This is a genomic window from Pseudomonas sp. MF6396, from assembly GCF_002018915.1.
GTDB lineage: Bacteria > Pseudomonadota > Gammaproteobacteria > Pseudomonadales > Pseudomonadaceae > Aquipseudomonas > Aquipseudomonas palmensis.
On the sequence record NZ_MVOK01000024.1, the window covers coordinates 18,234 to 33,010 of the forward strand.

Genomic DNA, 14,777 nt, shown 5'->3' on the forward strand with positions numbered 1-14,777 from the left:
CCTCAGAAGCTTGCGCGCAGGGTCAGCGAGACGTTGCGCGGGTCGCCGTAGTAGTACCCCGTGGCCGTGGCGCCCACCTTCTTGTAGTAGTGCTTGTCGAACAGGTTGTTGGCGTTGAGCTGCAGCGAATAGTGCTGGTTGAAGCGGTAGCCCAGCAGCGCGCTGTACACCGCATAGCCGCTTTGCGAGGCCACGGCATTGCCGTTGCGCGAGTAGATGTCGCTTTGCGCACTGACCCCGCCACCCACGGTCCAGGCGTCGTATGCCCCCGGCAGGCGGTAGCTGGTGAACAGCTTCAACTGGCGCTTGGGGTCGGTGGGGCGCAGCACGTTGCCGGTGTTGCTGAGGGTGTCCTTGAGGTACTCGGTGGTGGTGTAGGTGTAGCCGCCCGACACCTGCCAGCCGGGCAGCACTTCGCCGGTCACTTCCAGTTCGAACCCTTCGCTGCGGTTCTTGCCGGCGGCCACCTTGCAGTGGCCGCTGGTGTAGTTGGGCAGGCACGGGTCGGGGCTGCCCAGGTCATCCAGGGCGTTGCCCACCTGGTAGATGCGGAACACCGCCAGCGAGGTGTTGAGCCTGCCATCGTAGAACTCGCCCTTTATGCCCAGCTCGTAGGCTTCGCCAGTGACCGGGTCGAGCACCGCGTTGGACGCATCGGTGGCGCTTTGCGGGTTGAAGATCTCGGTGTAGCTGCCGTACAGGCTCAGGTTGTTGTTCAGGTCGTAGATCAGCGCCGCATACGGCACGATCTCGCGGTCGACGCTGTACTTGCCTGAGGTCTTGAGGTTGTTTTCCTGCTTGTAGTCGTACCAGTTGATGCGCGCGCCGATCACCGCGGTCAGCGGGTCGGCCAGCGAGATGCGCCAGGTGGCGTGCGCCGCCTGCTGGGTGGTGCGGGTCATCACCGGCTTTGCGCTGATGTTGATCGACGGCTCGGGCAGGCTGGTCTTGGGGTCCCATTCGCGAATGTCGAACACCCCGGAGGCCGTGAAGTTGGTGGCCGAGGCAGTGGAGTCGTTGCGGATGCGCTCCACGCCCACCATCAGTTCGTGCTCGCGGCCCAGCAGCTGGAAGGGGCCGTTGAGGGTGGCGCTGAGGTTGGTCTGCTCGCTTTCGCCGCCGTCGCCCTCGGTCACCTGGTAGTTCATCAGGTAGGGGTTGGTGGTGCTGGCGCGGGTGAAGTAGGTCTGCTTGAAGCCGTGGTCGTCGAGGCGAAACTGCGTGCGGGTGCCCGATACCTTGAGCGTCCAGTCGTTGTCGAACACATGCTCGAGCTCGGCGAAGGTCTGCAGGTTGCTGCGGTTCCAGCGGTTCCAGTCGGCGCCCAGGTAGGTGCTGCGCGAGAGCTTCAGCGGCGAGCCATCGAAGTTGGCTGGCAGGCCGCCCCACGAGCCGGTGGCCTCCAGCTCGGTGTATTCGATGCCACCGGTGAGTGTGGTGCGTTCGCCCAGGTCGGCGGCCAGCACGCCGTAGAACACGTTCTTGCGCTCCATGCGGCTGTCCTGGAACGAGTCCTTGTCATCGTGCACGGCGATCATGCGGCCGCGGATCGCGCCGTTGTCGGTCAGCGCGCCTGACAGGTCGGCCACGTAGCGCTGCGCATCCCAGGAGCCGGCGGTGACGCTGGCCGAGGCCTGGAAGTCCCGGGTAGGGCGCTTGCGCACCAGGTTGACGGTGCCCGAGGGGTTGCCCGCGCCGCGCAGCATGCCGGTGGCGCCTCGCAGGATCTCGGCGCGGTCGATGATCGCCGAGTCACTCTGGATGAACGAGCCGCCGCCACTGCCTTGCACCACGGTGGCGCCGTCATACTGGATGGCGTCGATCTGGTAGCCGCGCGAGTAGTAGGTGACGCGCTCGCTGTCGACGTAGTCGACCACCACACCCGGGGTCTGCTCCATCAGGGTGGTGAGGTTGGTGATGTTCTGGTCGTCCAGGCGCTGGCGGGTCAGCACCGACACCGATTGCGGCGTGTGGCGCAGGGTCTGGGGCATCTTGCCGATGGTCACCGCACCGGTGGTGTACGAGCCGCTGTGCTCGGTGGTTTCGCCCAGGCGGTCGCTGGAGATGCTGGTGGCGCCCAGCTCCAGGGCGTCGCCGATGTCCACCGCCGGCAGCAGCAGGAAGCTGTTGGCCGACTTCTGCTGCACCTGCACGCCGCTGCCCTGCAACAGCAGCGCCAGGGCCTGGGCGTTCTCGTGGCTGCCGGACACGCCGGCGGTGGTCTTGCCCTGCAGGCTGGCGGCGTCATACGACAGGTTCAGCCCACCCTGGCGGGCCATCTGCTCAAGCGCTGCGTCCAGGGGCCCTGCGGGAATGTTCCAGCGTTGCACCTGCTGGGTGGCCGCAGGTGCGGCAGCGCCCAGCAACGGCGCAGCGGCGGCGCTCAGGGCCAGGCCGAGCAAGGCGCCACGCACGGCGCGCTGAAGGGGATCGGGGCGGGCAACACTTGGGTGGATCATTCGGGGCTCCTGAGAAGAGACAGACGTTTCGCCTTTATCCCTACAGGCCGAAGCTGAATGAGAAACCACCTCATTTATTTTTCAAACAGATTCAAGCCGGGCTGACACTGACCCAGTAGCGGGTGCGGTAGTCGATGCGAATCGGCAGTGCTTCGGCCACCAGCGCCAGGATCTGGTCGGTGTCGGCCAGCTGATAGGTGCCGAACACCTTCAACCCGGCCACCGCCTCGGCGCAGCGCAGCACGCCGGGGCGGTAGCGCGACAGCTCGGCGATGAACTCGCCCAGGGGCATCCGCTGCACGCTGAGCACGCCTTCGCGCCAGCCCCACGGGTCGGCGTGAGTCACGGCCGGGCCGACCTGGCCGTTGGCGCTGTACAGCAGTTGCTCGCCGGGGCGGGCGATGCGCGGCGCGGTGCCGTTGCCGGGGTACAGCGTCACACTGCCCTGGCGCACCGCCAGCAGGGTGCCGTCGGTACGTTCGCGTACCAGCAATTGCGAGCCTTGCGTTTGCAGTACACCGTCACGGGTGGTCACGCGCAGTGGGCGTGGGTCGTTGCCGGTATCGATGGACACCTCGCCCTGGATCAGGCTCAGCGCGCGCAGGTCGGCCGCGAAGCGCAGGTCGATGGCGCTGGCGGTGTTGAGCTGGATCACGCTGCCGTCGTTGTTGTGGAAGGTGCGCCGCTCACCGGTGGCGGTGTGTTTGTCGGCCAGCAGGGTGGGCAGCCCGAGCGGCTCGCGACCGACCCAGCCCAGGGTGCCGGCGGCGCCGAGCAGGCCCAGCAGTTTGAGGCTGTCGCGCCGGCTGATGCTGCGTCGCTGCGTGCCCTCCAGGGTGCGCCGACTGAGCTCGCGGGGCAGGCTGCTGAACTCCTCGCTCATGGCCTGGACCTGGGCCCAGGCCAGGGCGTTGTGCGGGTGCTGGTCGAGCCAGCGACCAAAGGCCTGTTCGGCCTGTACGGTGGGCGTGTTGTAGCGCAGTTGCACCAGCCATTCGATGGCCTGCTCGACGTGGGCCTGGCCCGGTGCTGGCTCAGCCCCGGGCATGGCGCAACCGATAGCAGACGCCCATGGCCTTGGCCAGGTCGCGCTCCACCGTGGCGCGGGACACACCCAGCTGTTCGGCGATTTTCGGGCAGCTCATGTCGTCCAGTTGCGCGTGCAGAAACACCTGGCGCACCCGTGGCTTGAGCTGCATCAGCAGGCGGTCGAGGCGTTGCAGGGTATCGAGGATCATCCAGCGCTGTTCTTCGCTGGGCGCGTGCGCGGCGGGCAGGTGGGCCAGGCTTTCGAGGTAGGCCTGTTCCAGCGCGCGGCGGCGGAACTGGTCGATCATCAGGCCGCGGGCGATGCTGCTGAGGTAGGCACGCGGCTGCTTGAGCGGGTGCGCGTGGCGAGCCTTGAGCAGGCGCACGAAGGTGTCCTGGGCCAGGTCGGCGGCGTGGGCGTGACAGCCAACGCGGCGCTGCAGCCAGGTGTTGAGCCAGGAGTGGTGGGTACGGTAGAGCAGGTCGACCTCGGACGGAGGGAGCGTGTCGCTGGTGGGCATCGTCGGTCGGGGCCTGCGCGCAAGAAGTGATTGTGAATCGTTCGCATTCTATGCGGGGAGCAGGGCGCGATGCAATTGGTGGGCGTGCGGGCCTCTTCGCCAGCCGTTCTTCAGCCAGCCACCCGCAATCCCGAGCTCGCCCGCACCTGCAACTGCGGCGCCAGAATGATCGACTCCACCGCTTCACCCTTGATGTGCTTGAGCAGCAACTCCACCGCATGCCGACCCATCTCGGCCAGCGGCAGGCGCACGCTGGTCAGCGGCACGATCAGTTCGTTGGCCAATGGTGTGTCGTTGAAACCCACCACGGCGATGTCCTTGCCCGGCTCCAGGCCCTTGTCCCGCGCGGCGCCCATCAGGCCGATGGCCAGAAAGTCGTTCACCGCGAAAAACGCCTGGGGGCGCGGGTTCAACCCCAGCAGGTACTCGCCCTGCTTGTGCCCGGTGAGGCTGTCGAACGGGCCATTGAGCGTCCATTCCGGGCGCAGGGTAATGCCCTGTTCGCGGTAGTACCGGGTAAAGCCGCGGGTGCGGTCGGCACCGGTGGAGGCGTGCCGCTCGCCCGCCAGGATCGCCACGTCGCGACAGCCCAGGCGGTACAGGTGCTCGGCCGCCAGCCAGCCGCCCAACTCGTCATCGCTGCCCGCCGTGAGGTGCCCGGCAATCTGCCGGCTGACCAGCACGTAGGGGATGTGCTTGCGCCCCAGCAGCTCCAGCAATGGCTGCTGCTCGCCCACATGCGAGTCGCCCACGATCAACCCCGCCACCGAGCGGCGCAGGGCATGCTCGGCCCGCGCCAGCTGGCGGGGTTGCTGATCGTCGGTATTGGACACGAAGGTCAGGTAGCCAGCCTGTTCGGCGGCGGCGTCGATGCTGTCGTAGATGGTCGCCATCACCAGGTCGGTAAGGCGCGGCATGAGCACGCAGATCTCCTGGCTTTTGCGCAACTTCAGGTTGGATGCCTGCGTGTTCGGCCGATAATCCAGCTCTTTCGCCAACGCGCGAATACGCGCCACCACCTCGGCCGATGCCGCGCGCTCGACCCCGGCAGGGTCGCCATTGAGCACCCGCGACACGGTGGAAACGTGCACCCCGAGGGCGGTTGCCATGGACTTCAAGGTGGCAGGGCGTGATGGAGTGGGCATGTTCGAGGGGCTTCCAACCGTGGCTGATTTCGGGGCGCGATTCTAACCCAATCGACGGCTTGTCTCGGCAAACAACCTTTACCCAAACGATTGACTAAATGTTTTTGTGTGAATACATTCGCTCAACCCAAACGTTTGGGCAACACAATAAAAATACGCCGGACGCGGCCGCATTTTTGACTTCTGCCATCACTTGAAGAGTCAGATCCCTATGAACAACCCACCCGTTCCGCGCTTTCGCTACCAGATTTTCTTCCTGATCATGCTGATGGCGCTGCTCAACTACATCGATCGTGGTGCCATTTCGTATGCCTCGGCCAGCATTCTCCCCGAGTACGGTTTCGACAAGGCCGACTGGGGCAACGTGCTGGGCTATTTCGGTTACGGCTACATCGTCGGTGCGTTGATCGGCGGCATCCTGGCCGACCGTTTCGGCGCCAAGCGCGTATGGCTGATCGCCGGCGGCACCTGGTCGATCTTCGAGATCGCCACTGCCTTTGCCGGCGACATGGGCCTGGCCTTCATGGGCGGTTCGGCCATGGCCGGCTTTGCCACCATCCGCGTGCTGTTCGGCTTTGCCGAAGGCCCGGCGTACTCGGTGATCAACAAGAGCGTGGCCAACTGGGCCACGCCCAAGGAGCGCGGCTTCGTGGTCTCGGTGGGCCTGCTCAGCACACCGCTGGGCGCCTTGCTCACCGCCCCGGTGGCGGTCGGCCTGCAGACCCTGACCGGCGACTGGCGCAGCATGTTCGTGGTACTGGGCGTGGTCAGCCTGGCGCTGCTGATCTTCTTCATGACCCGCTTCACCAACACCCCGGATGAAAACCCGCGGGTGTCCGAGGCCGAGCGCGAGTTCCTGCGCCAGGAGCGCGCCGCTGCCGCCAACGCCAGCACCCCGACCACCAGCGTTGCGCCGATCTGGCACTTCTTCAAGAACAAGGACCTGCTGCTCAATGCGGTGGGCTACTTCTCGTTCGTGTACGTCACCTTCCTGCTGCTGACCTGGACCCCCAAGTACCTGCAGGACGAGTTCCACTACAACCTGTCGTCGCTGTGGTACATGGGCATGATCCCGTGGACCGGCGCCTGCTTCACCGTGCTGCTGGGCGGCAAGATCTCCGACCTGCTGCTGCGCCGCACCGGCAACCTGAAGGTGGCGCGCAGCTGGCTGGCCGCAACCTGCCTGCTGCTGACCACGCTGTGCTTCATGCTGGTGTCGCAGGCCCAGACCGTATGGGGCGTGATCGCCCTGATGACCCTGGCCAACGCCCTCAACGCGCTGCCCAACTCGGTCTACTGGGCCGTGGTGATCGACACCGCGCCATCCAACCGCGTCGGTGCCTACAGCGGCATGACCCACTTCATCGCCAACACCGCCTCGTTCATCGCGCCGATGCTCACCGGCTACCTGACCGTGCGCTATGGCTACTCGTCGATGTTCGTGGCCGCCGCCGTGGCCACGGCCCTGGGCATGAGCGCGATGCTGATGGTGCGCCCCGGCAGCCGGCAGGTTGTCCCTTCCCCTACACCTGCAACGGTTTGATGGAGTTGCCTGTATGAACCTGGCCAAGCCAACCCACACTGGATACTTTTTTGGCCTGTCGGTCGGCGACCTGGCGCGGCGCCTGCGCGCCGGCAGCCTGACGAGTGTCGAGCTGACCCAGGCCGCGCTCGACAGCATCGAGCGCCTGAACCCGGCACTGAATGCCTTTGTCGCCGTGGATGCCGAGGTGTCGCTGGCGCAGGCGCGCAAGGCCGACGAACTGTTTGCCCAGGGCCTGGACCTGGGCCCGCTGCACGGCATACCGGTAGCGATCAAGGACAACATCGACACCTTCGACCACGTGACCACCTATGGTTCGGCGCACTTCGAAGGCTTTCGCCCCACGCAGGACGCCCTGTGCGTGCAGCGCCTGCGCGAGGGCGGCGCGGTAATCGTGGGCAAGACCCTGACCCACGAGTTCGCCTATGGCCCCACCGGCGACCGCTCGCTGCAGGGCGCGGCGCGCAACCCGTGGGATGCGCGCTGCATCACCGGCGGTTCGAGCGCCGGCAGTGCAGCGGCGGTGGCCAGCGGCATGGTGCCGCTGGCGCTGGGCACCGACACCGGCGGCTCGATCCGCATTCCGGCGGCGTTGTGCGGCGCGGTCGGCTTCAAGCCGTCGTTCGCTGCCGTGCCGCTGGACGGGGTGTTCCCGCTGTCGTCGAGCCTCGACCACGTGGGCCCGATTGCCAACCATGTGGACGATGCCCGGGTAGTGTTCGAAGTGATCGCCGCGCGTACCTGCGCGCCGGCCACGCTGCGTCGCCCGCTGCGTGTAGGCTGGATCGAGCCGGGCACTTTCGGGCCATTGGACGCCGACGTTCAGGGGCAGGTGTACCAGGCTGCGCAGCAGCTGTTTGGCGATGCACTGGAGCAGACCGGCGAGCTGGAACCGTTGGTGGCGCAGCTCAAGGACACCTTGCTCACCCTGCAGCGCGCCGAGGCCTACGACGTGCATGCCGAGCGCATGCAGACGGCGCCGCAGCTGTTCGAGCAGGAGGTGCGCGAACGCCTTGAGCTGTCACGCGAGGTCAGGGGCTGGCAGTACATTCGCGCCCAGGCCGGCCAGGCTCGGCTCAAGGCGGCGATGGCGCGGCTGTTCGAGCGTTATGACTTCCTGGTCTCGGCCAGCGTGCCGATCACCGCGACGCCGGTGGATGCACGCGAGGTACAGGTGGGTGAGCAATGTATCGACGTGCGTGCTGCAGTGCTCAGTTACACCAGTGCCTGGAACCTCACCGGCCTGCCAGCCATCAGCCTGCCGGCAGGGCAGGTGCGGGGCATGCCGGTGGGGCTGCAGGTGATCGGTGCGGCGGGTGCCGACGATCAGCTGCTGCAGTTGCTGGCGCAGCGCTACGTTCGCACTTGATGCAGCCTCAGAACGTCCACTTGGCATTCACCATGGCATTGCGCGGTTCGCCGTAGGAGCCTGAGTTGAAGGTGCCCAGGCCGTCGTAGTAATGGGTGTCGAACAGGTTGTTGAGGTTCAGGCCGACCGTGAGGTGTTCATCCACCGCATAGTTGGCCAGCAACCCGACCACCCCGTAGTCACCCTGGTGTGCTTTGGTGCCGTAGGTGCCGTTGACCGCGTAGATGTCGCTCTGCCAGACCAGGTTGCCGCCCACGGTCAGGCGGTTCAGCTGCCCCGGCAGGCGGTAGGTGGTGCCGAGCTTGAACAGGTTCATCGGCTGGTTGGTTTCGACCCGATTGCCGTCCTTGTCGTGGGATTCACGGTAGGTATAGCCGCCGATGATGTTCCAGCCCGGCAGCACTTCGCCGGACACTTCGGTTTCGATGCCGCGCGTGGTGGTACCGGCAATGGCCCGGTAGATTTCGCGCCCTTGGGGCGACTCGCCAACGTACTGCGGGGTGTTCTTCTGCTGCACTTCGAACAGTGCCAGGCTCGCATTCAGCGCACCGTCGTAGAACTCGCCCTTGATGCCCAGTTCGTAGTTGTCGCCTTGCAGCGGCTCCAGCGAGGTGTTGCTGGCAGTCTTGTAGTAGGTCTGCGGCTGGAAGATGTTGGTGTAGCTGGCGTACACCGAGAAGGTGTCGTTCAGGTCCAGCACCACACCGGCATACGGGGTGACCACGCCGGATTTTTTTGTGCGGTCGCGGCTGGTGCTGGCGCCGGTCAGTTCGTCGCTGCTGTCGTCTTTCTGATCCCACCAACTGACCCGGGTGCCGAGGATGATCGACAGCGGGTCATAGGGTTTGAGGCGCAGGGCCGTGTAGGTGCCCGACTGGCTCAGGCGGGTCAGGCTTTCTTCGGTCTTGGACAGGTGCGGCTTGCCGCCCGGGTTGCCATCCCACTGGTTGATATCGTCGACCGCCGGGTTGGCACGTTGATAGGTCGGGTAGTTGAGGTGGGTGTAGGCGATGTTGGCACCCACCACCAGTTCATGCTCGCGCCCACCCAGCTCGAACGGGCCGCTGGCGTACAGGTCGGCGTTGTCCTGGGTCTGGTAGCTGTCCAGGCGGTTGATGTACATCGACACGCCGGCGCCGGTCTGCGGGTCGGGCGCCCCGGCACTGGCCGAACCGGTCACGCCGCGGCGGTAGGCGTACTGGTGGCTGTAGGACGCCTTGAGGCTCCAGTCGTTGGCGAGTTTCTGCTCCAGCACGCTGGTGAAGTTGTACTGGGTGTTGTCCAGGTAGCTCCAGCGGGCTCCGGGGTTGAACGAGCGGGAAAAGTTCGTCGCGCTGCCATTGTTGTTGAACAGCGGAATGTGCCCGAAGCTGACCCCGTCGGAGTTGTTGTTCTGGTAGTCCAGGCTCACGCGCAGCAGGGTGCTTTCGCTCAGGTCGAAATCCAGTGCGCCGTAGATCACGCGCTTGTCGGTCTTGTACCAGTCGACGAACGAGTTGGCGGTTTCATAGGCGCTGACCAGGCGGCCGCGCACCGCACCCGAGTCGGTCAGCGGGCCGGCGACGTCGAATTCGCCCCGGTAGCGGTCCCAGGCCCCGGCTTCTCCCGAGACGTAGCCCTGGAAGTCGGCCGTGGGCCGCTTGCGCACCAGGTTCAGGGTGGCCGAGGGCGAGCCCGCACCGCTGAGCAGGCCGGTGGCACCGCGCACCACTTCGACACGGTCGTAGATCGCCATGTCCGACAGGGTGCTGGTGAATTGCTGCGACTCGTTGGCCACCTGGGTCGGGATGCCGTCGTACTGTATGTTCTGGATCTGGAAACCGCGCGAGTAGAAGGTATAGCGGTCGCTGTCGCGGTGGTTGCTCGACAGGCCGGGGGTGAACTTGACCACATCGTCGAGCGAGGCAAGCTTGTGGTCGTCCAGTACCTGGCGCGGGATCACGGTGACCGACTGCGGGGTTTGGCGCAATGACAGGCCGAGCTTGGTGGCGGTGCGGGTCTGGCCGGTGGTGTAGGCGCCGGTGTTCTCGGTGGTCTCGCCCAGGCCTGCGCCGTTGATGCTGGTGGCGCCCAGTTCCACGGCGTTGCCGGTGGGGGCGGTGATCAGCTGGTAGCGGTTTTCGCCAGTGCGCACCACGCTCAGGCCCGTGCCGGCAAGCATGCCGTGCAGGGCCTGCTCAGGGGTACTTGCGCCGGTCACGGGCCGGCTCTGTTTGCCGGCGGTCAGGGCGGCGTCGCTGGCCAGGTAGATACCGGCCTGGCTTGCCAGCTGGTTCAACTGGCTGGCCAGGGGGCCGGCGGGGATGTCCAGTGGCGCGGCGGTGGCGGCGCCGCTGGCGAGTGCAATGAGCAGGGCCAGGGGGCGTTTCAACAGGGCAGGGGCAGAGGCGAGTGGCATGCAGAATCCTTCGGGCGCGCAGGGGTGAAAGGGTGTTCTCCTCTAATTCGAATGAGCTGCAAAAACCGGAAGCACCTGACGCTTTTTATTTTTCGGCAGGCTCCAGGGTCACCCACCAGTCGAAGCGTCGCGACACTCGCACCGGCAAGGCGCTTTCGAGCATGGCAAGCACCTGGTCGGTATCGTTGAGCGGGTAGGTGCCCATGACCCTTAACGATGCGATCAGCGGGTTCACCGCCAGGTGCCCGCGTCGATGGTCGGCCAGCTCTGCAATGAAATCCCCCAGTGGCATGTCCTGCGCCACCAGCAGGCCTTGGCTCCAGGCCTGGCGTTGGGCGCAGGCCGGCGTGGTGGCGGCCATGGTGCTGGCATCGAAGCCCAGGCCCTGCCCCGCATTGGCCACCCGCTGTATTGCGCTGGCGGCACAGGTGGCGCGTACCGCGCCGTCGTACACGTTGAGCAGGGTGCGGGCGCCCTGCTGGCGCACACTGAAGCGCGTACCCAGGGGCACCAGGCTGCCGGCCCGGGTCTGCACCTGGAAGGGCCGCGCCTCAGCGGCGGTCTCGATCAGCACTTCACCGCTGTACAGGGTCAGCAGCCGGCGCTGCCCGTCCAGTTGTACATCCAGGGCGGTGGCGCTGTTGAGCCACAGGAGGGTGCCGTCGGCCAGCACCTGGCGACGTACCTCGCCCACTGCGGTGGTGGTGCCGGCAGTGAGCGCTTGCAGGTCGTCCACCCAGTGGCGTTGCCAGCCCAGCCAGCCCAGCGTTGCCCCACCGCTGAGCACGCACAGGCTGCTTAGCACCTGGCGGCGGGAGCGTTGCGTACGCCGCAGGCTGGCGAGCGTCTGATGCGCCGCCCCGGCTTGCGGTTGCAGGCTGTCGAAGCGCTGGCTGATGCGCTCCACGTAGGTCCAGGCGATACGGTGCTGTTCCTGTTGTTCCAGCCACTGTTGCCACTGGCCCCGCAAGGCCGCATCGGCTGGCGCGGCGCGCAGGCGTGCGAACCAGTCGGCGGCCTGCTCCAGGGTGGCAGAGTCCAGGGCCGCGCTCACAGCAAGGCCCCGTCCAGCTCCACTTCCAGCAGCAGGCACTGGAGCATGGCCTGGGCCATGTACTTGGTGACCGTGCGTTCGCTTACACCCAGCTGCGTGGCGATCTGGCGATAGTTCAGGCCCTGCAGTTGGGCCAGGCAAAAGGCTTCGGCCACAGGTGCCGGCAAGCGTTCGAGCATGGCCTGCAATTGGCCCAGGGTCTCCAGGATCAACGCCTGGTGCTCTTCGGAGGGGGCGATGCGTTGCGGCTGGTTGGCCAGCGTCTGCTGCCATGCACGCTCGACCTGCTTGCGGCGCTGGAAATCCACATACAGGTGTTTGGACACCGTACTCAGGTAGGCCCGCGCATGCCCGTCGCTACTGAACTCGCGCGGTTGCGCGAGCAGGCGCAGGAATACGTCGTGGGCCAGCTCTGCGGCATCGTGCACGTTGCCCAGACGCCGCGCCAGCCACTGCTGGATCCAGCCGTGATTGTCGCTGTAGAGGCTGGCCACGTTGGTACGGTAGCCGCAAGGAGGGGAGGTCATCGTGTGGCGCCCGTACCGAATGAGAATAGTTATCAAGTATATTCAGCCGGCGGGCATTGAGCAATCAGCGCAAGCAAGGGGCTGGCTTGCGCTGATGGGGGTCAGATACGTGCGAGTGCCTGGGCCAGGTCTGCGCGCAGGTCATCGAGGTCTTCCACGCCTACCGACAGGCGCACCAGGGCGTCGCCAATGCCCAGTTGCGCGCGCGTCTGCTCGGGGATGGTGGCATGGGTCATGATCGCCGGGTGCTCGATCAGGCTTTCCACACCGCCCAGGCTTTCGGCCAGGGCAAAGATCTGTACCTGTTCCAGGAAGCGTCGGGCACCGGCCAGGTCGGTAGCCAGGTCGAGCGAGATCATCCCGCCAAAACCGTGCATCTGCTGGCGCGCCAGGGCGTGCTGCGGGTGCGAAGGCAAGCCGGGATAGTACACACGCGCCACCTGCGGTTGCTGTTCGAGCCACTGCGCCAGTGCCAGGGCATTGCTGCAGTGGCGCTCCATGCGCAGGGCCAGGGTCTTGACCCCGCGCAAGGTGAGGAAGGCATCGAACGGGCCGGCGATGGCGCCCACCGCGTTCTGTATGAAGCCCAGGCGCTCGGCCAGCTCGGCGTTGTCACCCACCACGGCAATGCCGCCGATCACGTCCGAATGCCCGTTGAGGTACTTGGTGCTCGAGTGCACCACGATGTCGAAACCCAGTTCCAGCGGGCGCTGGATCCATGGGCTGGCAAAGGTGTTGTCGGCCACGCAGAGGATGCCGCGTGCGCGGCAGAGGCGTGCGATGGCCGCCAGGTCGCTCAGGCGCAGCAGCGGGTTGCTCGGGGTTTCGATGCACACCATGCGCGTGTCGTCCTGCAACGCTGCCTCGAACGCGGCAAGGTCGGACAGGTCGACGAAGCTGAAGCGGTGCCCGGCGCTGCGCCGACGCACCCGTTCGAACAGGCGGAAGGTGCCGCCGTACAGGTCATTGCCCGAAACGATGTGGGAGCCGGCATCCAGCAGTTCGAGCACCGCCGAGATCGCCGCCAGCCCGGAGGCGAAGGCGAACGCCTGGGTGCCGCCCTCCAGATCGGCCACGCAGCGCTCCAGTGCCCAGCGCGTGGGGTTGTGCGAGCGCCCGTAGTCCAGGCCCTTGTGCACGCCGGGGCTCTGCTGGATGTAGGTGGAGTTGGCATAGATCGGCGGCATCAGCGCGCCGGTGGATGGGTCGGGCGATTGCCCTGCATGGATCACGCGGGTGGCGAAGGCGGTCTTGTCGTGCTGGGTCATGGGAGTGCTCTGCGCAAGTGGTTAAGCATATCGACACGGGTGATCAGGCCGTGAAAGCCCGTGGCGTCGGCAATGATCGCCACCAGGCCTCGGTCCAGTTCGGCCTGCAGCGCCGCCAGGCTGGCAGACGGCGGCAGGGTTTCCAGCTGGTCGGTCATGGCGCTGGCTACGCTCAGGGAGAAGTGCGACGGGTCTTCATGCATGCCCAGCAGGATGTCGGATTCATCGATCACGCCCACCAGGCGCTGGCCGTCGACCAGCACCGGCAATTGCGACACGTCGGCCAGGCGCATGCGCTGGAAGGCAGTGAGCAGGGTGTCGTCGGGGCGCACGCTGATCACCCGGCCATCCTCGAAGCGCCGCGCGATGAGGTCGCGCAGGTCGCCGTAGCGGGTGCGCTGCAGCAGGCCCTGGTCGGTCATCCACTGGTCGTTGTAGACCTTGGACAGGTAGCGCGTGCCGGTGTCGCACACAAAGCTGACCACCCGCTTGGGTTCGGTCTGCTCGCGGCAGTAGCGCAGCGCGGCGGCCAGCAGGGTGCCGGTGGAGGAGCCGCCCGGAATGCCTTCGGCGCGCAGCAGCTGACGCGCATGCTCGAAGCTTTCTTCGTCGCTGATCGAGTAGGCCTGGCGCACGCTGGAGAGGTCGGCGATCGAGGGCACGAAGTCCTCGCCGATGCCTTCTACCGCCCACGCCCCAGGCGTGATCAGGGTGCCGCTGCGGCTGTACTCGGCCATCACCGAGCCCACCGGGTCGGCCAGCACCATGGCCAGGCCCGGCTGCACGCGCTTGAAGAAACGGGTCAGCCCGGTAAGGGTGCCGGCCGAGCCCACGCCGACCACGATGGCGTCCACATCGTGCTGGGTCTGCGCCCAGATTTCCGGGGCGGTGCTGGTCTCGTGGGCCAGCGGGTTGGCGGGGTTGTTGAACTGGTCGGCGAAGAACGCATCGGGGATGTCCGCCGCCAGCCGTGCGGCCACGTCCTGGTAATAGTCGGGGTGGCCCTTGCCGACGTCGGAGCGGGTGATGTGCACCTCGGCGCCCATGGCCTTGAGGTGCAGCACCTTCTCGGTGGACATCTTGTCGGGCACCACCAGCACCACCCGGTAGCCCTTGGCCCGCCCGACCAGCGCCAGGCCCAGGCCGGTGTTGCCGGCGGTGGCCTCGACGATGGTGCCGCCGGGGCGCAGGCGCCCGTCGCGCTCGGCGGCATCGATCATGGCCAGGCCGATGCGGTCCTTGATCGAGCCGCCGGGGTTCTGTGATTCGAGTTTGAGGAACAGTGTGCAGGGGCCGGTATCGAAGCGGCTCACCTGCACCATCGGGGTGTTGCCGATCAGGGCAAGTACGGCGGGGTTCGAGGCGTTGGGCATGACGTCATCTCGCTTCGGGGTCGTTTGACCTTAGGCGCAGATCAGGGGCCTCGCAACCCTGGCCGGCCAGCCGGTTGCGCCTCCAGGCGCA

General features: G+C 66.4%; 11 protein-coding genes. 2 read left to right on the forward strand and 9 right to left on the reverse strand.

All coding sequences use genetic code 11. From position 1 onward, the window contains the following. Positions 1-2: 2 nt before the first annotated feature. The 4 genes from MF6396_RS21355 to MF6396_RS21370 all read right to left on the reverse strand — a co-directional run bounded on the left by MF6396_RS21355 (position 3) and on the right by MF6396_RS21370 (position 5,118). Positions 3-2,459 carry a TonB-dependent siderophore receptor gene (locus tag MF6396_RS21355; RefSeq protein WP_078481509.1) on the reverse strand — a complete coding sequence of 819 codons (2,457 nt, stop codon included), beginning with the start codon at positions 2,457-2,459 and terminating at the stop codon, positions 3-5. Between the two features lie 91 nt (positions 2,460-2,550). Further along, on the reverse strand, positions 2,551-3,507 hold the full coding sequence (locus MF6396_RS21360; protein ID WP_058540627.1) for a FecR domain-containing protein: 957 nt from the start codon (positions 3,505-3,507) through the stop codon (positions 2,551-2,553). Further along, a complete protein-coding gene (locus tag MF6396_RS21365; protein ID WP_043864315.1) occupies positions 3,494-4,009 on the reverse strand; it encodes a sigma-70 family RNA polymerase sigma factor in 516 nt (171 codons plus the stop codon). Before MF6396_RS21365 ends, MF6396_RS21360 begins: the two co-directional genes overlap by 14 nt. Positions 4,010-4,119: 110 nt before the next feature. Next, positions 4,120-5,118: a LacI family DNA-binding transcriptional regulator gene (locus MF6396_RS21370; RefSeq protein ID WP_238596460.1), complete on the reverse strand. Its 999-nt coding sequence runs from the start codon at positions 5,116-5,118 to the stop codon at positions 4,120-4,122. Between the two features lie 247 nt (positions 5,119-5,365). Here MF6396_RS21370 and MF6396_RS21375 point away from each other — a divergent pair, with 247 nt between their 5' ends. Both MF6396_RS21375 and MF6396_RS21380 read left to right on the forward strand, forming a co-directional pair. After that, the gene (locus MF6396_RS21375) at positions 5,366-6,697 is read left to right on the forward strand and encodes an MFS transporter (RefSeq protein WP_043864317.1); all 1,332 of its coding nucleotides are present in this window, start codon (positions 5,366-5,368) and stop codon (positions 6,695-6,697) included. 13 nt (positions 6,698-6,710) lie between these two features. Beyond that, complete coding sequence (locus MF6396_RS21380; RefSeq protein WP_058540628.1) at positions 6,711-8,066, forward strand: amidase; 1,356 nt, start codon at positions 6,711-6,713, stop codon at positions 8,064-8,066. Between the two features lie 7 nt (positions 8,067-8,073). On the opposite strand, the gene MF6396_RS21385 is transcribed toward MF6396_RS21380, so the two are convergent. The 5 genes from MF6396_RS21385 to MF6396_RS21405 all read right to left on the reverse strand — a co-directional run bounded on the left by MF6396_RS21385 (position 8,074) and on the right by MF6396_RS21405 (position 14,686). Beyond that, complete coding sequence (locus MF6396_RS21385) at positions 8,074-10,464, reverse strand: TonB-dependent siderophore receptor (protein WP_058540629.1); 2,391 nt, start codon at positions 10,462-10,464, stop codon at positions 8,074-8,076. An 85-nt stretch (positions 10,465-10,549) separates the two neighbouring features. Then, positions 10,550-11,518: a FecR domain-containing protein gene (locus MF6396_RS21390; protein WP_238596461.1), complete on the reverse strand. Its 969-nt coding sequence runs from the start codon at positions 11,516-11,518 to the stop codon at positions 10,550-10,552. After that, positions 11,515-12,045, reverse strand: a complete 531-nt coding sequence (locus tag MF6396_RS21395; RefSeq protein ID WP_043864320.1) for a sigma-70 family RNA polymerase sigma factor — start codon at positions 12,043-12,045, stop codon at positions 11,515-11,517. The genes MF6396_RS21390 and MF6396_RS21395 overlap by 4 nt, the downstream gene beginning before the upstream one ends. Before the next feature lie 101 nt (positions 12,046-12,146). After that, positions 12,147-13,313 carry a trans-sulfuration enzyme family protein gene (locus tag MF6396_RS21400; RefSeq protein ID WP_043864321.1) on the reverse strand — a complete coding sequence of 389 codons (1,167 nt, stop codon included), beginning with the start codon at positions 13,311-13,313 and terminating at the stop codon, positions 12,147-12,149. Further along, positions 13,310-14,686, reverse strand: a complete 1,377-nt coding sequence (locus tag MF6396_RS21405; protein ID WP_078481512.1) for a pyridoxal-phosphate dependent enzyme — start codon at positions 14,684-14,686, stop codon at positions 13,310-13,312. The genes MF6396_RS21400 and MF6396_RS21405 overlap by 4 nt, the downstream gene beginning before the upstream one ends. Between the last annotated feature and the right edge of the window lie 91 nt (positions 14,687-14,777).